General features: G+C 53.1%; 16 protein-coding genes and 1 pseudogene. 12 read left to right on the forward strand and 5 right to left on the reverse strand.

The window, feature by feature from the left end; translation table 11 throughout:
* Positions 1 to 94 precede the first annotated feature (94 nt).
* The 4 genes from A3L14_RS12040 (at position 95) to A3L14_RS07775 (ending at position 3,446) form a co-directional block, all read left to right on the forward strand.
* Positions 95 to 706 carry a helix-turn-helix domain-containing protein gene (locus A3L14_RS12040; protein ID WP_324615386.1) on the forward strand — a complete coding sequence of 204 codons (612 nt, stop codon included), beginning with the start codon at positions 95 to 97 and terminating at the stop codon, positions 704 to 706.
* A complete protein-coding gene (locus A3L14_RS07765; protein WP_324615369.1) occupies positions 696 to 2,369 on the forward strand; it encodes a tetratricopeptide repeat protein in 1,674 nt (557 codons plus the stop codon). Before A3L14_RS12040 ends, A3L14_RS07765 begins: the two co-directional genes overlap by 11 nt.
* Positions 2,370 to 2,484: 115 nt before the next feature.
* Positions 2,485 to 3,201: an MBL fold metallo-hydrolase gene (locus A3L14_RS07770; protein WP_055429483.1), complete on the forward strand. Its 717-nt coding sequence runs from the start codon at positions 2,485 to 2,487 to the stop codon at positions 3,199 to 3,201.
* On the forward strand, positions 3,201 to 3,446 hold the full coding sequence (locus A3L14_RS07775; RefSeq protein ID WP_055429484.1) for a DUF504 domain-containing protein: 246 nt from the start codon (positions 3,201 to 3,203) through the stop codon (positions 3,444 to 3,446). Before A3L14_RS07770 ends, A3L14_RS07775 begins: the two co-directional genes overlap by 1 nt.
* Here the strand turns inward: A3L14_RS07775 and A3L14_RS07780 are convergent, their stop codons facing one another.
* The gene (locus A3L14_RS07780) at positions 3,447 to 4,391 is read right to left on the reverse strand and encodes a DUF835 domain-containing protein (protein ID WP_055429584.1); all 945 of its coding nucleotides are present in this window, start codon (positions 4,389 to 4,391) and stop codon (positions 3,447 to 3,449) included.
* Between the two features lie 102 nt (positions 4,392 to 4,493).
* Here A3L14_RS07780 and A3L14_RS07785 point away from each other — a divergent pair, with 102 nt between their 5' ends.
* Both A3L14_RS07785 and A3L14_RS07790 read left to right on the forward strand, forming a co-directional pair.
* On the forward strand, positions 4,494 to 5,252 hold the full coding sequence (locus tag A3L14_RS07785; protein ID WP_055429485.1) for a YchF/TatD family DNA exonuclease: 759 nt from the start codon (positions 4,494 to 4,496) through the stop codon (positions 5,250 to 5,252).
* Positions 5,253 to 5,263: 11 nt separating this feature from the next.
* A complete protein-coding gene (locus A3L14_RS07790; protein WP_055429486.1) occupies positions 5,264 to 5,566 on the forward strand; it encodes a DUF3216 domain-containing protein in 303 nt (100 codons plus the stop codon).
* A gap of 26 nt (positions 5,567 to 5,592) precedes the next feature.
* On the opposite strand, the gene dapA is transcribed toward A3L14_RS07790, so the two are convergent.
* Both dapA and A3L14_RS07800 read right to left on the reverse strand, forming a co-directional pair.
* Positions 5,593 to 6,468 carry a 4-hydroxy-tetrahydrodipicolinate synthase gene (gene dapA / locus A3L14_RS07795; protein WP_055429487.1) on the reverse strand — a complete coding sequence of 292 codons (876 nt, stop codon included), beginning with the start codon at positions 6,466 to 6,468 and terminating at the stop codon, positions 5,593 to 5,595.
* Between the two features lie 31 nt (positions 6,469 to 6,499).
* Positions 6,500 to 8,047 carry a dihydropteroate synthase-like protein gene (locus A3L14_RS07800; protein WP_055429488.1) on the reverse strand — a complete coding sequence of 516 codons (1,548 nt, stop codon included), beginning with the start codon at positions 8,045 to 8,047 and terminating at the stop codon, positions 6,500 to 6,502.
* 75 nt (positions 8,048 to 8,122) lie between these two features.
* Between A3L14_RS07800 and A3L14_RS07805 the strand changes: the two genes are divergently transcribed.
* From A3L14_RS07805 to A3L14_RS07815, 3 genes and pseudogenes are all read left to right on the forward strand, one after another.
* Positions 8,123 to 8,344, forward strand: a complete 222-nt coding sequence (locus A3L14_RS07805) for a hypothetical protein (RefSeq protein ID WP_143597790.1) — start codon at positions 8,123 to 8,125, stop codon at positions 8,342 to 8,344.
* Positions 8,335 to 8,760 (forward strand): PIN domain-containing protein, encoded by a 426-nt coding sequence (locus A3L14_RS07810; protein WP_055429490.1) that lies wholly within the window; start codon positions 8,335 to 8,337, stop codon positions 8,758 to 8,760. The genes A3L14_RS07805 and A3L14_RS07810 overlap by 10 nt, the downstream gene beginning before the upstream one ends.
* A pseudogene (locus tag A3L14_RS07815) lies at positions 8,757 to 9,469 on the forward strand (DUF72 domain-containing protein). Before A3L14_RS07810 ends, A3L14_RS07815 begins: the two are co-directional and overlap by 4 nt.
* Positions 9,470 to 9,545: 76 nt before the next feature.
* Here the strand turns inward: A3L14_RS07815 and gyaR are convergent.
* Complete coding sequence (gene gyaR / locus A3L14_RS07820; protein ID WP_055429491.1) at positions 9,546 to 10,550, reverse strand: glyoxylate reductase; 1,005 nt, start codon at positions 10,548 to 10,550, stop codon at positions 9,546 to 9,548.
* Positions 10,551 to 10,626: 76 nt separating this feature from the next.
* On the opposite strand from gyaR, the gene A3L14_RS07825 reads away from it, so the two are divergent.
* The 3 genes from A3L14_RS07825 (at position 10,627) to A3L14_RS07835 (ending at position 14,718) form a co-directional block, all read left to right on the forward strand.
* Complete coding sequence (locus A3L14_RS07825) at positions 10,627 to 11,841, forward strand: aminotransferase-like domain-containing protein (RefSeq protein ID WP_055429492.1); 1,215 nt, start codon at positions 10,627 to 10,629, stop codon at positions 11,839 to 11,841.
* 71 nt (positions 11,842 to 11,912) lie between these two features.
* Positions 11,913 to 13,175, forward strand: coding sequence for a 23S rRNA (uracil(1939)-C(5))-methyltransferase RlmD (rlmD, locus tag A3L14_RS07830; RefSeq protein ID WP_074631161.1), 1,263 nt, complete (start codon positions 11,913 to 11,915; stop codon positions 13,173 to 13,175).
* 133 nt (positions 13,176 to 13,308) lie between these two features.
* Positions 13,309 to 14,718: an ATP-binding protein gene (locus A3L14_RS07835; RefSeq protein ID WP_055429493.1), complete on the forward strand. Its 1,410-nt coding sequence runs from the start codon at positions 13,309 to 13,311 to the stop codon at positions 14,716 to 14,718.
* 14 nt (positions 14,719 to 14,732) lie between these two features.
* Here A3L14_RS07835 and infB read toward each other — a convergent pair whose 3' ends face one another.
* Positions 14,733 to 18,161: an intein-containing translation initiation factor aIF-2 gene (gene infB / locus A3L14_RS07840; protein WP_074631159.1), complete on the reverse strand. Its 3,429-nt coding sequence runs from the start codon at positions 18,159 to 18,161 to the stop codon at positions 14,733 to 14,735.
* Positions 18,162 to 18,283 lie beyond the last annotated feature (122 nt).

An 18,283-nucleotide genomic window follows, 5' to 3' on the forward strand; every position in this document is an offset into this window, starting at 1 on the left:
GCACAGTCTGTTCGGCACTACTTGGTTATTTGCCAAGGTAGAATGCGATGAATATAAAAATGTGCTGTGCCTAACTTGGAGTCAGGTGTTGCTCGTGAACGCCTCCAGTCTAATTAAGTTACTGTCCAACGAGACCAACCTTGAGATACTCTCCGTCCTCAGATCTGGCTCCTTCAATCCGCGAGAGCTTGCCCGAATACTGGGAAGGGATGAAACAGACGTCTCAAGGCGTTTAAGGGCGATGGAGAGAGCTGGTCTCGTCGAGGGCAGGTGGATGAGGGTTAGAGGGAAAAACGTCAAGGTATATTCTCTCAAGGTTGAAGACATCAGGATAAGGTTTGAGCCGGGGGAGATACTTGTCAGCACTTCAAAGGGAGACCGATACGAGGTTCCCCTATTGGAGAGCAGGCATCCTCTTGTCGATATATTCGTTGGGCGGGAAAAAGAAATTGACCTAATCACCTCCTCCGAGAAGAGCGTTATAGTAATCTACGGAATAGCTGGGATTGGAAAAACAGCCCTAGCGGCGAAGCTTTTCAGTGATGCATTCTGGTACCAGATGAGCGAAGGGGACAGTCTTGACTACTTTGCCTGGCAGGTTGGGCTGTTCCTTAACTCTCTCGGCTATGATGCCCTTCTCGAGTATTTAAGAGCCGGAGGGAGGGAAGAGAGGGACATCTTTGAGCTACTCCTAGATGGGGGTTGAGAAAAGCTCGGCAAAGATCGTTATTGATGACCTCCACAAATGCAGGGATGAGAGGATACTCCACCTGCTTGCATTCCTTTCCGAGAAGCTCGATAAAGGGAAGCTGGTGGTGACCTCAAGGGAGAAACCAAACCTCGGTTTGAATGCCCTCTACATACGTCTATCCGGCCTAAGCCTGAAGGAGGCGTATTCACTGATAAAAGCCAAAGGCATCAACGTAAGCTCTGAGGAGTTTGCTGAGATATACCAGGTAACGTTTGGTCACCCCCTCGCCCTGACTCTTTTTTCTGAAGCCTACGATGTGGGAAAGGAGTTCAAACGAGAGAGCTTCTTTGATTTTATCCTGAGTGAGGTTTATGAAAAGCTAAGGGAAAACGAGAAACTTTTGCTTCAGATCATGTCTCTTTTTGATGAACCCCTTGAATACGACGAAATAAAGGCGCTCTATGGAAAGAACATTTTTTCAGTCCTGTACTCCCTCCTGAACAAGGGGCTCATCGAGAGAAGAGGGAACCTTTACTTCGTCCACGATCTCATCAGGGGCTTTTTGAGTGAAGTTAGGGAGGTTGATGAGGCCAAACTTTACTCAAAGTACATAGGGTTTCTCCTGGAGAAGAACAACGCCAGGGACTTTTTGAAGGCCTTCAAGTACGCGGTAAAGCTCAAGGATGATGAGACCATCAAAAGGCTCGTTGAATTGAGATTGAGAAAGTTCAAGAGGATCGTTCAAGATTTCCCCGATGCCTACTTGAATGTCTTATCCATCATAAAAGACAACCCGTACGCCAAGGAGGAGCTCGCCAGCATTTATTTCCAGAAGGGCTTCTTTGAAAAAGCATTAAAGCTCTGGCTTGAAATCAAGGACGAACTGGAAGGGATTCACAAAGCTTATGTGCTGAGCTCTTTGGTGGATGTTTACACAGAGCTCAACAAGCTTGATGAAAGTAAAAAATATCTCAAAGAGTTTGAGAAGATGAGGGAAATCATGAACGACGCGGAGGTTGACTTCTGGTACTTTGTGGAGCTCACCAAGCTGAACTTCTACCTTGGAAAGCCTGAAAAGGCCCTCAAAAGTGCCTTCAACGAGCTGGGGGCATTAAAAAGGCTCAACCCATATCCTGAGCTTGAAAGCCTCGTTCTCCTCCACATAGGAGACATATACATTGAGCTGGAACGGTACGGGGAAAGCCTGAAGTACTATTCCCAGGCTTTAGACCTCGCAAGGGCGTACAGTCTGTCCTTCATGGAGCACCTCTCGCTCTCCGAGCTCTCCAAGGCTTATTACCTTGTGGGGAACTATAAGAAGGCCGTTGAACATGCCACAGAGGCAGTGGATTACTTTTTAAAGGTCAGAAACTATCGGAGGGCCGTTGATGCTCTCGCTTACAGGTGCTTCTCCTACATTGCCCTTGGAGAGCTTGACGGGGCCCAAAAAGATGCCGAGGAGATGATAAGAATCGCCCAGAGCACCGGCTATCCACTTGGGTGGGCAGGGTACATAGCTTTAGCTGCAGTTGAGAACCTCCGAGGCGGAAACTTCAAAGAATACATCAACATCGGAAGGGAAAAGCTAAAGGGATACCCAAGACTCTATGAAGCTATCCTCGAAGAGCTCGGAAGGGTTTTTGACGTTTCGAGATTCTCTGAGCTGAGACAAATTTAATAACCTACCCCCGAAATGTGTATGGGCGATGAAGAGATTCATCCCTCCTGACGGGGACTCGCTCCCCCCGAGATGAAGACGCGGTCCCCCCTCGAGCCCCTTTGGAGGTGAAAGCGTGAGGATAAGCTCCATCGAAGAGTTTCCGCGGGAACTGGTTCCAGTTGAGATTCCACCACACACAGTCATGCTAAGGGGCATAGGCTGGGACTCCAACGTTTACCTCGTGAAAAACGGTAGCGAAGTGCTGATAGTCGATACGGGCACCGGGATCAACTGGCACGTTTACACCGAAATCTGGGAGAGGGAGGGCTACCTAAACGGCGTGAAAAGGATTGTAATCTTCAACACCCACGAGCACTTCGACCACATCGGCGGAAACGTGGCACTAAAAAGATGGCTTGAAGGGAAAGGGATGGAGGTTCCCTTCGCAGCCCACGAGGTCACGGCGAAAACGCTGGAGCGGGGAGACGACTACATCATCCTCGCCTATTCATACGGGATGAAGTTCGAGCCTCAGAAGGTTGACATCCGCCTTAAAGATGGAGATGAGCTCAGAATAGGTTCCCTCAGGCTGGAGCTGATCCACACGCCCGGCCACACCGCTGGAAGCTCGTGCCTCTACCTCGATGATGAAGTCAAGATTATGTTCACAGGAGACACCCTTTTCAACGGTACGGTCGGCAGGACTGATCTGCCAACTGGAAACGGCTGGAAGCTCCAGGAGAGCCTCGAAAGACTCCTCGAATACGAGGTCGAGTTTGGTCTTCCCGGCCACGGGTGGGTTGTAAAGGACTGGAAGGGGAACATCAACGAAGTCCTGGGGTGGCTCTAATGAGGAAGGGCTCCGTGAAGGAGGTTCTGGCAAAGATAAAGTATGACCCGCGGGAGAATGAGAGCGACTACTACATAGTCATCGAGCACCGCGGGGCCTATGGAGGCATCAAGAAGATTCCCGTTGAGATGATCGAGCTCGGGCACGGCTACTTCTTCGTCGGGGAGGCCCAGATACCGTACCATCGGATTTTGAAGGTCGTAAGGAAAGATGGGAAAGTGGTGTGGGAGACCAGAAAACTGTAGTTATGAAACCTGCTGGAGCTCCGAGGTAAGGAGCGCCCACTCTCTCCTGTCAAATGCATCTCTAAGCGCGGTGACGATTAAGTAGCCCCCGTTTAGGATTGCACAGTCTTTCAGATAAAGAATGACGTCCATCATGCTCTTGAAGCCAAGCTCAAAGGCAATGTACCCGAGGTTCTGGATGAACGCCGCTCTCTTCTCCTCCGGTTCGATGGTTTCCTCAATAAAATCACAGAGCGTCTTCTTAAGGATGGGTATCTCCTTCGGTCGTATAGAGTTCTTGGCCTCGGTTTTTGTCACCCAGAGAACCTTAACATCGATGTCACCAAACAGCTCCAAGAACTTTTCGGGCTTTTCTCTGACCACAGCATAGAGCTTCACGCCACCGCCAGCAAGGTCTACCAGGAAGTACTTAGCCTTCGTTTCGTCGGTAAAGAGGTATGCGCCGGGTTCAAGGGTTGCGGGCACGATTTTCTGCTCCTCCAGGGACAGCATGAGCTCATACAGCTTGCGTATCTCCTCGTAGTGCTCTTCCTCCATAACGGCCAGGTTGAGGGCAAAGACTCTGGTTTCATCGTCCTTCGCTGCTTTAGCAAGGACCTCGTAGGTTTTCTTTGCGAACAACTCGCTTTCCATGCAGTACTCAAGGACAGAGAGGTAGTCTTCAACGCTCTCGAACTCCGGGTAAAATGGGGCAACCTCAACAGGGGGAGCGTCGACTTTTACAGGCTCTTCCTCAGGATAGAGCTTTTTGAACAGGTTGTAAAGCCAGTCATGGTGGTCTTTGCTCTCCTCGCTCATCTTGATAAACAGTGCTTTAATGCTGGCCCTTTTGGCCTTTTGGGCCAGTTTCGAGTAGTACTTTACCTCCTCTTCCTCGTTGAAAATAGCGTAGCTCAGGAGTTCCTTTGGGGACTTATCCTGAAGCCTATCCACGATCTCTTTCATCACTTTTTTGGGCTCGCGTTCAGCCTCCACCCTTCACCCTCCATTAACAATAAAACCCCAAACTATGGAAAAGCTTTTCTATCCCCAACAAAAGCCAGGAATATGATAGACAGCCACGCCCACATAGAGATGTTCAAGAAGGACGCGCCGAGGATCGCTGAAGAGAGCAGAAAACGTCTAAGGGCAGTTGTCGATTCCATCACAGAGTACCGCAAGTTTCACGTCTGGAAAAGCTGGGAGCTCCTAAAGCCATACTTTGGGTTTATCTTCCCGACGCTCGGCTACGCGCCCAACGAAGCGAGGAGGGGCAACTGGGAGAAGGTCAAAAAGGTCGAAGAGTTTATCATAGGGCACAGGGACGAGATAGTTGCCATCGGAGAGATAGGCCTCGACTATTACTACGCCAAGACCCCGGAGGAAAGAAAAAACCAGAGGGAGATATTCCACCATTTCCTTGACCTGGCGGTGGAGCTTAATCTTCCCGTGGTTCTCCACGCCCGTGATGCTGAGCTGGAGGTCTTTGAAGCCGTGCAGAGGGCAGGGGTTAAGGCTTATTTTCACTCCTACAGCGGGCCGAGGGAGCTCGCACTGGAGATAGCTGAGGGTGGCCACATAATCGGCGTGAACACCGGAATCGATTTCATACCTGCCGTTAGGGAGGTAGCGGAAGTCCTGCCCCTGGAAAGCATGGTTCTTGAGACGGACGCGCCTTACATGAGCCCTTATAAGGGGGAGAGGAACTACCCCTGGAACGTGGAGTACGCGGTGAAGAGAGTGGCGGAGCTTAAAGGGGCAGACTTCAAGGAAGTCGAGAGGGTAACCGAGAGAAATGTGGTAGATTTCTTTGGACTGAAGCTTTAGGGGGTGATGGAATGCCAGTTGATGTGCCTGAGGTTAAGGGGGTCAGGAAACTGCTCGAAGATCTGAACGAAAAAGCGCTCATAGCAAGGCTCGACTCATTCCTGAGGCTCAACGAGGGGCTGGAGACTAAGAAGGGCGAGGACTTCATAAAGGTCTCCATCATGGGCTTCCTTGAGGGGATACTGGTGAGCCTGAGAAGAAAATATCCAGAAAACAGCGAGGTCAGAGGGCTCTTAGAGGTGGTGAGCGCGAGGAGGCAGGAGCTGGACGAGCTGTTCCGAAAGCCCGCGATGCAGAACCTCAGGGTTGAGTGAAAAAGGCAGCCCAGCCGGCCCCAAATTTAAAGCACTCCAGCGGTCTTCAGGGCTTCCTTTATGTCCCCAAGCGCGTCTTCACCGAGCGGCAGGGATGGAAACCTGGGCTTCCCTACTTTCAGGCCCCTCATCCCCATCGCGGCCTTTATCGCGCTTATCTGGTTGTATCTCTTCACAACGACCTCGTTGACGAGGTTTATCTTAAGCTGGAGCTCCCTCGCCCTCCTATGGTCGTCCTCTTTAAATGCCCCGTAGAGTTCGGCGCAGAGCTCCGGAACGACGTTGGCAACGGCCACAACTGCCCCGTGCGCCCCAATGACCCACGAGGGATACATAACGTCGGCAGTTCCCGCGAGGACGGTAAACTCATCCCCCATGCGCCTCAGGAGCTCGGTTATCCTCCCCATGTTCGCGCTTGAGTCCTTAATGCCGATTATGTTCGAGTGCTCCCCGGCAAGCCTCTCGATGATGTCGAGTGGAACGTTAACCCCAGTGAACCTGGGGACGTTGTATATGAGGACTTCGCCGTCGAGCTTGTCGGCGAGCGTTGAGTAGTGGGCGAAGAGCTCCTCCTGGGATGGTTTGAAGTAGTAGGGAGGGCCGATGAGGAGGGCATCAGCGCCGAGGTCAAGGAGGGCCTTTCCGAGGCGTATAGTTTCTCTTGTAGAGTTCTCGGTGGCACCGGCTATTACCGGGAGGGAACTCTCCTCACGGACTATTCCGACGACCTCAAGTTTCTCCTCGAAGCTCAGGTACGGAAACTCACCGTTGCTCCCCAGCGTCACGAGGCCGCTGAGGCCGGCATCCTCGAAGCGGTGAACCAGCTCCCTTAGAGCCTCCCCGTTTACATCCTCCCTTTCGTCGAAGGGTGTGACGTGCGGAACAAAGACTCCCCTCAGCATAGGGCATCATGGGAAGTTGTGCCTCCAGGAGTTAAATGTTATGCCCGAAGTAGAAATCGGGAAAGAGCCCGACCTCCTGGACGTAGCTCCTCCTCAGCCTTAGCGCTGTATGGGCTTTCTCAAGCTCCCGGCCGAGGTAGAATGCGTGCCTCGGGGAAATCCTGAAGTGCTCAAGGATCGTGTCGATTATCGCGTTCGGCTCCTCGCCGACTATCGTGAGGATTAGATCGGTTCCGCGGTGGGCGTTGACCCAGATTTTCCCGTGCTCGACCCAAATCCGGAAATAGAGGGGCTCAAGCTGAACCGGCCTTTCCCTTGCCTTAACGACTTCCCCAGCGGGTTCAAAACGCCAGTCTGGGGTTCTCTTCTCCTTGAGGATCAGCAGGCCAAAGCCCAAATCCTTCGGCATCTCAAAGAGGTTCATGTCCACCGCCCTTCTAAGCTCCCGAACGGAACCTTTTGCCTTGGCGCTCGTCTCGGTCGTGAGGAGCAGACTTATCGAGAGCTCCTTCGCAATTCCAGCCAATAGGGCGTTCATCCCGACGCTGTCCGCGTCGCAGAGTTCAACCACGTTGCCGACACCTGCTAAAAGAACGTCGTCCGGATTCCTCTCGCGGTAGAGCTGGAAGGCCGCTATTGAGCGCGCCAGATGGGGTACGTGCTCCAAAATCAGGTCGGGGATTACCGTTCTGTATCCGAGGTCGATGGCTCTCTCCTTCAGTTTCTCAAGAAATTCAACACGCTCAGCAGGTCTGGTGGGGAAAAAGCCCTTCTTCTGATTGGTCGGGATCAAAACGACAGGCTTCTCTGTCATGAGCTCCTCCAGGTTGCCCCCATCAACACTGAGGAAGAGGTCGGCGTAGATTAAGGCCTTCTCGATTTCAGAGGTGTTGAGGGAGTCAAAGCTTATCGGCACTTCAAAGCCGTTCTCTATAAGTCGCTCACGGATTTCAGGGATTAGCTCAATGAAATCGAGATTAGTCTCTCCCGCCACCATGCCGATGTCGATTATATCTGCTCCCTCGCGGAGATAGTAAAGGGCCTTTTCGATGACCTTTTCAATCCCTAGCTTTGGAGCATCTACCACTTCCCCTAAGATCCTCGCGGGGAAGTCTCTCCCAGCCGGAAGGTTGCCAATCATGATATTCCACGGCTTTTTGAGGGCCTTCTCTATGTAGCGCCTGTTTCTGGTCTTATTCCTTATGTCCTCGACGCGCTTTAGGGCATCGAAGGAGAAGAGCTCATCCGCCGGGAGTTCTTTGCTGAGCTTGAAGCCCTCGCTCAGGGCCTTAAGCGTTTGGGGCAAATCAACCGCGTTTCTCGGGCCCTTAAATGTAGGGATTCCGAGCTCATCTTCGATAGGCTGAGCCGAACCGCGGACGAGACCGGGAATTAGGATCAGGTCGTAGTCCTCGCTCCTTATGCCGGCTTTTTTCAGGTAACGTACTATAAGCTCAGGGGTGAGGAATGCCGCCACGCTCACGGGCGTAACGAATACGTCGCGGCCTTTCCCGTACTTTCTAACAAGCGGCTCGGCGAGTTTCCCAGTAACGAGGAGGATTTTTTCGGGTGGCTTCATGTGGGTAGCTGGTAAACTGGGGGTATTATATGTTTCGGAGCCAAAAGATTTTAACATCAATTTCCTATGGGCAGTATGGGGAGTGGAATGAAGGTGATAAACGTTCCCGTTCCAAATGGCGTTGACGAAGAGACGTTTAAGAGGATAGTGCTCGGCATATCCAGGCGGCTGGAAGAGTCGCACAAACGGCTTCAGGAGCTGGACGAGCTCCTAAAAGATTCGGAGCTGTCCGATGACGAGGCCATTGAGATGGGTAGGGAGTTAAAGCGGCGCGCGAGGGAGAGAGGTTGGTACTGAAGCTTGTCGTTGACACCAACGTTCTCTTCTCTATCTTTAAAAAAGAAAGTCAGACGAGGAAACTGATTTATCTGTCTGCCTATGAGCTTGAACTCCATTCTCCCCTCTTTGCCATTGGAGAACTGAAAAACTACAGAGATGTTATCATAAGGAAAGCAAAAATCTCTGATGTGCAGTTTTACGAGATACTCTATGAGATGGGCGAAAGGATAAGACTGTGGCCTATTAAAGACTACGCGGAGTTCATATCCCTTGCCGAGAGGATAACTCCGGATCCAGACGATGTCCCCTTTGTTGCACTTTCGCTGAAACTCAATGCCCCTCTTTGGAGCAATGACAAAAGGTTAAAGAAAATAACGCAAATCCACGTTGTGAACACCTCGGAACTGATCAAACTCCTGGAGGAGTTAAGGTGATTCACATCGGAACATGCGGCTTCTGCGAGAGCCACTCCCGCTATTACCGCGACTTCGACGCGATAGAGGTGCAGCAGACCTTCTACCGAATCATTCAGGAGAAGACGCTCGAACGCTGGCGGAAGGAGGCTCCGAGGGACTTCACCTTTGCAATAAAGGCCTTTCAGGGAGTAACCCACCCGCCGAGCAGCCCGACCTGGAGAAGGAGCAACGTTAAGCCGGGCAGGGAAGTAGGCCTGTTAAGACCCAACAGCGAGGTGCTCCGCTTCTGGCGTTTGACGCTGAGGGAGGCTGAGATTTTAGGGGCGCGCTTTATTCTGATTCAGCTCCCGAGGAGCTTCAGGGAGAGCGAGGAGAGCTTTATCAACACGGGGAGGTTCTTTGAAATGGCGGAGCGGAAAAACTTTGAGATAGCGGTGGAGCTGAGGGGCTGGAGCGAAAAAACGTCAAGCGCTTCGTCAGGGAGTTCGGGGTTATAGACGTAACCGACCCGCTCGTGCGGATTCCACTCCACAAAGGAGAGACAAACTATTACAGGCTTCACGGGCGCTACGAGAACGGGAAGATTGTTTACAGGCACACATACAGTGAAGGGGAGCTGCAGAAGATAAGGGAAAGGGTTCTCGGCTGGAACCGCTCGGAGAGCTTCGTCTTCTTTAACAACTCGGACATGTGTCGGGATGCCAAGCGCTTTAAGGAACTTCTTTAGGCTCAGGCACGGGTCCAGTTCATCACGGGTCAGACGAGGGTGTCGTCATCATCACCTTGAAAAGGAAAGGAGAGGTTCACTCGAACCCCGGCTTCCTGACATTCACCACTTCCCTATTCACGAGCGTCGGGGGGATTTGGCCGTTCTTGAAGGCTATGAGGTTCCTCGCCACGAGCTCAGCCATTCCCTCCCTTGCACCGTGGGTCGCGCTCCCTATGTGCGGGGCTAAGACGACGTTGTCGAAGCTGAAGAGCTCTTCGTGGTAGTACGGCTCCTCTTCATAAACGTCCAGGCCGGCCCCGGCAATCCAGCCCTCTTTGAGCGCCTTAACGAGCGCCTCTGTATCGACAACCTTTCCGCGCGCTATGTTCACGAGTATCGCTGTTGGCTTCATCAGCCTAAGCCGCCCCTCGTTGATGAGGTGGTGAGTTTCCCTCGTCAGCGGGACTGCCAAAACCACGAAATCGCTCTCGCGCAGGAGCTCGTCCAGCGGTTTGAACTCGGCGCCGAGCTCCTTTTCAACTTCTGGCTTCCTCGTGCGGGAGTTGTAGAGTATCCTCATCCCGAAACCTTTCGCGCGCCTCGCTATTGCCTGGCCGATCCTTCCGAAGCCGACTATGCCGATGGTCTTTCCGTAAGCGTCGTAGCCGAGGAACCAGCGCGGGTGCCAGGCTATTCCTTTCCTCTTCCACTCGCCGGAGCGGGTGAAGCTGTCCGCCTCAATTAAGCGCCTCGCGGTGGCAAGCAGAAGGGTCCAAGCGAAGTCGGCGGTCGCGTTGGTAAGAACGTCCGGGGTGTTCGTGACGTAGATTCCCCTCCGTGTCGCTTCCTTAACGTCTATGTTGTCGTAGCCGACGGCGTAGTTGGCGACTATTTTCAACCTCGGTGCTGCATCGAACAGCTCACCATCAACCCTCTCACTGAGCATAGAAACCAGAGCGTCCACGTCCCGAACTTTCTTCAGCAGGACTTCCCTTGGAATCTCGTGTTCCTCCGACCAGACCTCGACCTCAAAGTGCTCCCTCAGCATTTCGATGCCGTTCTCGGGGACGGCGCGCGTGATGAAGACCTTAGGCTTCATTTCCCATCACCCGAATACCCTTATATATCATTTCGACGTAAATCTAAATGCTGTCACCCATGTTGAGGTGAGTGATATGGAGCAGATAAAGTTTCTGGCCGGAAGGGCAAACTGGATTAAAGGGTCGGCACTGGCGGAGGTCATGAAAAAGGCCGCGGAGCTCAGGGCCGGGGGGAGAAAGCTCATAAGCCTCTCAGCGGGCGACCCAGATCCCGGCCTCATACCCCGGAAAGTCCTCGGGGAGCTTGCCAGGGAAGTCCTTGAGGAAGTTCCCCAGTCCGTCATGTACACCCCCGCAAACGGCATCCCTGAGCTGAGGGAAGAGCTCTCAGGGTTCCTCAAAAAATACGAGGGCTACACAGTGGATCCATCAGAGATAATCATCACGGTGGGCGGAACCGGGGCGATAGACCTCCTGGGAAGGGTTCTCATAGACCCCGGAGACATAGTCATAACCGAGAACCCGAGCTACATCAACAGCCTCCTGGCCTTCGAGCAGCTTGGGGCCAGAATAGTGGGAATCCCAATGGACGGGGACGGCATGAGGGTAGACCTCCTCGAAGAGAAGCTTAGGGAGCTTGAAAGCAGGGGGGAGAGGGTCAAGTTCATCTACACCATCCCAACGGGACAGAACCCCATGGGGATCACCATGAGCATGGAGCGGAGGAAGGCCCTGCTGGAGGTGGCCGAGGAGCACGACCTCCTCATAGTGGAAGACTCTGCATACAACTTCATGCGCTACGAGGGAGAAACAAAGCCGCTGAAGGCCATGGACGGCGCCGGAAGGGTCATCGTGGTCGGGACGTTCAGCAAGGTCATGGGGACTGGCTTCAGGATCGGCTGGCTCATAGCCGGGGGTGCCATAGGAAAGAAGGTTCTCATGGGGAAGTCCCCCATAGACTTCTGCGCCCCCACCATTTCCCAGTATATAGCCCTGGAGTACATAAGGCGCGGCTACTTCGAGGAATACCACCTAAAAGAGGCACTGCCCGGGTACAAAAGAAAACGGGACACTATGCTTAAAGCCCTCGAAGAGGGCCTCCCGGAGGCAGAATTCACGCGGCCGATAGCGGGAATGTTCGTGATGCTCTTCCTGCCGAAGGGAGCAGACGGGATGGTCTTTGCCTCGGAGCTCATGGAGGAAACCGGAGTCGTAACGGTGCCAGGAAAACCATTCTACACCGACGAGAGCGGAGGAAACGCACTCCGCCTCAACTTCTCACGGCCGAGCGAGGAAGAGATACTGGAGGGCGTCAAAAGGCTCGCGGAGTTCTATCACAGGAAATTCTGACGCTCCATTCTTTTCCTTTCCGACGCTATCTGGGAAGAACGTTCTTAAGCCATAAAATCCAAATGGGCTCCATGATAGGAGGGAGGATAGAGGGGATAAGTGACGACGGTCTGGGAATACTGGAAACGGGCGGAAGGCTGATCTACGTGCCGTTCTCATATCCCGGCGACGAGGTGAGGGTTAGAGGAACCAAAAGGCGCTTCGGCAGACTTCTTGCAAAGGACTTTGAGCTCATCGAACCCTCTCCACTCAGGGAGAGGGCGAGATGTCCCCGCTTTGGGAGATGCGGCGGCTGCCTCTGGCAGGAGTTGAAGTACAGGGAGCAGCTGAGGCTTAAAGCGGAGGTTTTCGAACGGATTACCGGGATAGAGGCGGAGATTAAGGGCTCGCCCAAAATCTGGGGGTTTCGCAACATCAGCAACTTCATCGTTACAACCGCTGGAATCGGCCTCAAGGAGTACGGAAGCCCGTCGGAGGTGGTGAACCTTTCGGAATGCCCGGTTTTCTCGAAGAGAACGGCTGAATATCTCCGTGCCCTCAGAGATTTTCTCTCTGAGATGGGGCTTAAGCCCTGGAACTTAAAGCGGAAAGCTGGCGACGTCCACTACCTGCAGGTCAGAGAGGGCAAGTTCACGGGGGAGGTGATGGTGAACCTCATTGCCCACAGGAAACCCTCGAAAGATGCTGCCGAAGCCTTCAGAGACTACTTCTCCTTCGCGGATTCCCTCTACTGGAGCGTTAAGAGGGACGAGCGGGACGATCCGAGGGGAAATCCTGAGCTTATTGGTGGGGATCCCTTCATACGCGAGAGGATCGGGGATGTAACTTACCTCATCCACCCGAATTCATTCTTCCAGACCAACAGCTACGCCCTGGAACTGCTCCTCAGGGCGGTTGAGGGCTTCACCGATGGCGAAAAAGTCCTCGACCTTTACTCCGGCGTCGGAACCTTCGGTGTCTGGCTGGCAAAGAGGGGGTTTAACGTTGAGGGAGTCGAGCTCAACCCCTTCGCTGTGGAAATGGCTAGAAAAAACGCCAGGCTAAACGGTGTTGATGCCGTCTTTAAAGTTGGCCGGGCCGAGGAAACGTCGATCGGCGATTACGACACGGCGGTGGTTGATCCGCCGAGGAAGGGGCTGAAGGAAACGGCTGAACTGCTGGTGAAAAGTGGCGTTGAGAGAATCGTCTACGTTTCATGCAACCCCAAAGCCTTCAGGCTCGACTACGAGAACCACATGGCGAAGAATTACAGGGTTGAGGGGGCGGTTTTAGTGGATATGTTCCCCCACACGCCGCACGTTGAGGCTGTTGTTAAGCTGGTGAGAAAGTGTTAAATGGTTCGTTCTTCATTATCATAATCGTGACTGAACTCTTGAAAACCTTTCTCCTCTGAACGGACGACGGGTTCCAATGGGGAACTTCGGAGCTCCAAAACTTTTAAATAATTGAAACGCGAGTATTATACTCATGAGTAGACAAAAGTTCATAGACAGGGAACGCGAACTGGAGTTCCTTGAGAGGACATATTCCAGTGACAGGGCAGAATTTCTTGTAATCTATGGTAGAAGAAGGATAGGCAAGACTGAACTGCTTCTTCACTTTGCAAGGGATAAACCTCATGTCTACTTTCTGGCAACGGAAAAGCCCTACAGAGACAACCTGAAGGAGCTCCAGAGACTCCTGTCGGAATTTCTCGGGGACAGGCTCTTTGGGAAGATTGTCTTCGAGGACATAGACGAGCTCCTCATGGCGTTCGCCGAAAGAATTGGTGATGAGAGAGTGATCCTGATAATTGACGAGTTCCCCCTGCTGGTTGAGCACCGCCGCCCTGTTCTCTCGCTCCTTCAGAAGGCGTGGGATTTGAAACTGTCCGAGACAAGGATAATGCTCATCCTCTGCGGTTCAAGTGTCTCTGCGATGGAAAGCGAGGTTTTGGCCTATAAAAGCCCCCTCTACGGAAGGAGAACCGGGCAGTGGCGTTTGACGGAGATCCCCTTCTTCCACATCGGGGAGTTTCTTCCCGGCTATGGCGTTGAAGAACTCGTCAAGGTTTGGGGCATCACTGGGGGAATTCCAGCTTATCTGCTCCAGTTCAGCCCAGAAAAAAGCTTCGACGAGAACGTGGTCAAGAGAGTTCTCTCCAAGGGAGCGTTTCTCTACGAGGAGGCGGAGTTTCTGCTCAGAGAAGAGCTCAGAGAACCGGCAAATTACTTCGCCATACTGCAGGCGATAGCGAGCGGGAGGAGCAGGTTCGGCGAGATAGTGAGCTCAACGGGTCTCGACAAGAGCCTCGTGTCAAAGTATCTTTCCGTCCTCCAGAGGCTTGAAATAGTTAAGCGCGAAGTCCCGGTAACCGCGACACCGAAGGAGGCGAGCAAGAGAGGTCTGTATTCCATAGCCGACAACTACTTCGCCTTCTGGTTCCGATACGTGCTCCCGAACAGGAGCTACCTTGAGGCAGGCCTCGCGGAGGAAGTCTGGGAGCGCTCGAAGAGCGACTTTAACGCCTATATGGGTTCCGTCTTCGAGAAACTCACCAGGAATCCGGAAGTTTTCTTAAGGCTCACGAGCTTCCGCTTCACGAAGCTTGGCAGATGGTGGAGACAAGGCGAGGAGATTGATATCGTCTCTCTGAACGAGATGGAGAAGAGGGCTTTGCTCATTGAAGTCAAGTGGAAGGATCTGAGCGAGAGGGAGGCGAGAGGGATTCTGAAGGACTTAAAGAGGAAGGGCGAGCTTGTGGGACTGGATGGCTGGAGAAAGGCTTACGGACTGGTGGCTAAGAGTTTAGAAGGAAAAAAAGAGTTAAGAGCTGAAGGCTATCTTGTATGGGACTTGGAGGATCTCGATGGGCCAAGGTTCAAAGGGAAAGGATAGAGAAATCTGAGAACTCAAACCGCCTTCCAGAAGGGGTCCTTCTGGGCCTTAACCTTCGCCGTCATCTTGAGGGCTTTTATGTCCGTCTCGTCGAGCTCGTTCTTGAGCTGCTTGGCGAGGATTATGACGTCGTTCTTGCTTAAATCGACGTAGAGCGTCTCTCCCGGGTGTATGTGCCTGCCGACGATTGCTCCCTCGATGGCTATCGCAACGGCATCGCCCTTCTTGGCCTCGCTAACGAAGTCGTTCTTGTTCTTGATGGACTTTATCGTTCCGACCTTCTCCCCGTTCTGCTTTATCAGAACCACGCCAGGCCTTATCCTCCCCTCAACGACCTCAACACCAACTATGGCCGGCTTGCTCCTCCTGAAGACGTAGCGCTCGTCCGGATAGAGCCTTATCACCCCGGGGAAGGTGACGTTCTTGAGCAGCTCGCGCTTCCTCTTCTCCTCCTCAGCCTTGACCCAGGCCTCGTAGTCTTCAATGAGCTTGTAGATGATGTTGCCGGTGAAGATGGGCACTCCTTTGGCCTTCGCAACTTCCTCAGCGTCTTCGTTCACCTTGACGTTGAAGCCAAGGACAACGCCGTACTTCTCTTCCTCCTCGCGGACGCTCAAAGCCTCCATGACGTCGGTCTTGCTGATGTTCCCGACGTCGGCCTTCCTTATGGGGATGTTTTTCTCGCCGAGCTCCTTGCTGAGGGCTTCGAGCGAGCCAAGGGTATCTGCTTTGACTATGACGCCCACCTTGCCGGTGCTTATGACGACGCTCTGTATCTGGCTCAGAATCTCCTGCCTGGCCTTCTCGACTTCTTCCTCCGAGCGGGCCGCTATAACCGGCGAGCCCGCTAAGGCCTCCTCAAGACCGGGGGCGGCTATCTTTATTCCCGCAGCAGCGACGACCTCGTCAACCTGGTCGAAGCGGAATCTTGGATCGCGTATCTCGTCGAGGGGCTTCGGCTTGAGGAGTGCGCGGATTTTAGTGACTATCGCCTTGTCCTTGCCGCCAACCACTATTGTGTCGTCCTTGTGGAGCGTTCCGTCGTAGATTATGACGTCTATCGTTGTCCCGAGGCCGAGTTCCTCCCTAACCTCAAGGATTGTGCCGCGTGCAGGCCCTTCAACCTCTATCTTGAGCTTCTCCTCAAGGTACTTCTGGCTCAGACCGGCTATGAGCACGAGCAGCTCCGGAACGCCTATGCCGTATTTTGCCGAAATCGGGACTATCGCAAGCTCTCTCGTAAAGTTCTGCACCCTGTCAAAGCGGTTGGCCTGAAAGCCCATCTCGTAGAACGTGCCTATCAGCTCCCAGAGCTTGGTTTCGAGTTCCTGCTGAGCTCTCGGATCCTGCTTCTTGATGTTGACGAGAAAAGGCTCGTCCTCCTCCACCTTCCAGCCCTTTATCCTGTCTATCTTGTTGGCGGCAACTATGAACGGTGTCCTGTTCCTCCTGAGGATTTCGATGCTCTCTATGGTCTGGGGCTGGAAGCCCTCGTTGATGTCCACGATGAGGACGGCCAGGTCGGCAAGGCTCCCTCCCCTCGCGCGCAGGCTCGTGAAGGCCTCGTGACCGGGCGTGTCAATGAAGAGCAGGCCAGGGAGCCTTATCTCGCCCTTCCAGAGCTTGATGAGCGGACCGGCGAGCTGCTTTATGGTGTCGATAGGAACCTCGGTCGCGCCTATATGCTGGGTTATTCCACCGGCCTCCTTGCCGGCGACGTTCGTGCGCCTGATGCGGTCAAGGAGCGTGGTATTGTGCACCAGTATACCGTTGGCTACAAAACTGTGGGTTTCAGTGGTGAGGTCATACACGTAGCCGTCGTAGTCAAACTCTTCGATCTTCTCAACGGGGACGAAAACGAAGTTCTCGACTATGTTGCGGACGTATTCCACGTCCCTTGAGTCGAACTCCCTGTTGCGCCAGACCTCAAGGAGTTCCCTTCCGAGTTCGGTCAGTCTTCCATCCTTTATGAGGCCGTCCTTTTCAAGGGCAATCAGGTAGTTACGGTCTCTGATTTTGCCCTCAAGGACTGCAAGTTTCCTGGAGAGGCTTGGTGAGCCATTTTCTATGGCATCGAGAATCCTCATAAGGGTCTCGTAGCTCGGAGCCTCCATTGATTCATACTTTGAGTAAAACGGAACGAACGAGTTCAGCTCCGTCCTCGTGAAGCCAAAGAGGAGCCTGAGGCGTTTGAGTTCCTCAAATATAGGGTAAGTTTCGCTCTTCTTGCTCTTTTCGATGGCTCCCTCCAAGTCTTTCGCCTTCTTTTCCACGGTGAATCCTATGAAATGCCTGAAGGCCTTGAGGTTTCTTCTTCCCGAGATTACGAGGGTAGTGTACTTCGAGCGGTAGAGCTTTGAGACTATCCCGAACCTCAACAGAACAAGTGAAAGGTCCTCAAGGAACTCCTGCGAGGCGCTGGTTATCTCTATTCTGGCATCCTTCAGGTTAACGTAGCCGTCGGTGTCAAAGTACCCCCTCAGGAACTCGGCGACGTATTCCCTCGGTGCAATGAACAGCACTTTGGGAACCTTGATGCTCCGCGCTTTCTGTTTCTCGGGATAGTCAAATAGAACCCTGAGGAGTCGTATCAACGCGTTCTTGCCCTTTCTAATCTCAATTTCCCATGAGGTTCTTCTCTTGACCCTTACGAGCTCCACCCCGAGGGATTCTATCCCCTTGAGCCTCTCAAAGACTTCAACGTCGTTGTTGGCTATCTTGTCCTGGCTCCCATCGCCAAACATGACACCGGCAAAGTAGAAGAGCGACCTCCACTCTTCATTGCCCCTTGGAAGTTTGATGTAGTGAAGTGGCTTTCCTGAGCGGTGGATCCTTGGGGTGAAAGCTACCCTCTCGACTTCATCCCAGAGGCGGAGTTTTTCAATGTCCTCTACCCTGAAGACGTTCTTTTTGACCTTGTAGTCCCTCTCGCCCCTGAAGTACTTTCCGAGCTCCTCAAGGGCTTCTTCCTTCAACCTTACTATGAGCTCTTCAACGGAAAGCTTTCTCCTCACGAAGCCCTCAAAGTCCCCATCAGTATCGGGGATTTTCCTTGGAACTGCAACATAATCTCCAGGGCGTAGCTCTTCGGCCCGGATCCAGCCCCTGGTGGTTAAGAACGGGTGCTCCGGTGTTACGGAAACGCTGTGCCAGTTCCTGAGCTTTACCCTGAGCATCTTGCCCCTATGCCTGAGACGCCATACGTGTGTTCCCTTCACAAGCCCTATTCCACCGCTGGAAACCGCTCCCGGGACGGGCAGTTCCAGTTTTCTGATCTCCTTTTCAGAATCCCTGTGAACAACCTCTCCCGAGTATGCAAAGAGTCTTTCAAGCTCAACTGGCCCAAGTCCGGGTAAAATAACCTTCTCTTCTGGCAGGAGGCACTTGCCGTGGTCAACATGTCCGAGAACCGCAATAATTGGCTGCCTAATTCTCTTCGTCATCGTCCTCACCTCTGAGCTTAACTCCGGTGGGGGCTTTTAAAGGTTCGCCGGCGGAAGGATTAAAAGGTTTACTCGTAAGTTTTCACGGTGGTTGGATGATAGCGCTCGCACTCGGGTTAATT

Origin of the sequence: Thermococcus thioreducens (assembly GCF_002214545.1) — an archaeon.
GTDB classification, from domain to species: Archaea; Methanobacteriota_B; Thermococci; order Thermococcales; family Thermococcaceae; genus Thermococcus; species Thermococcus thioreducens.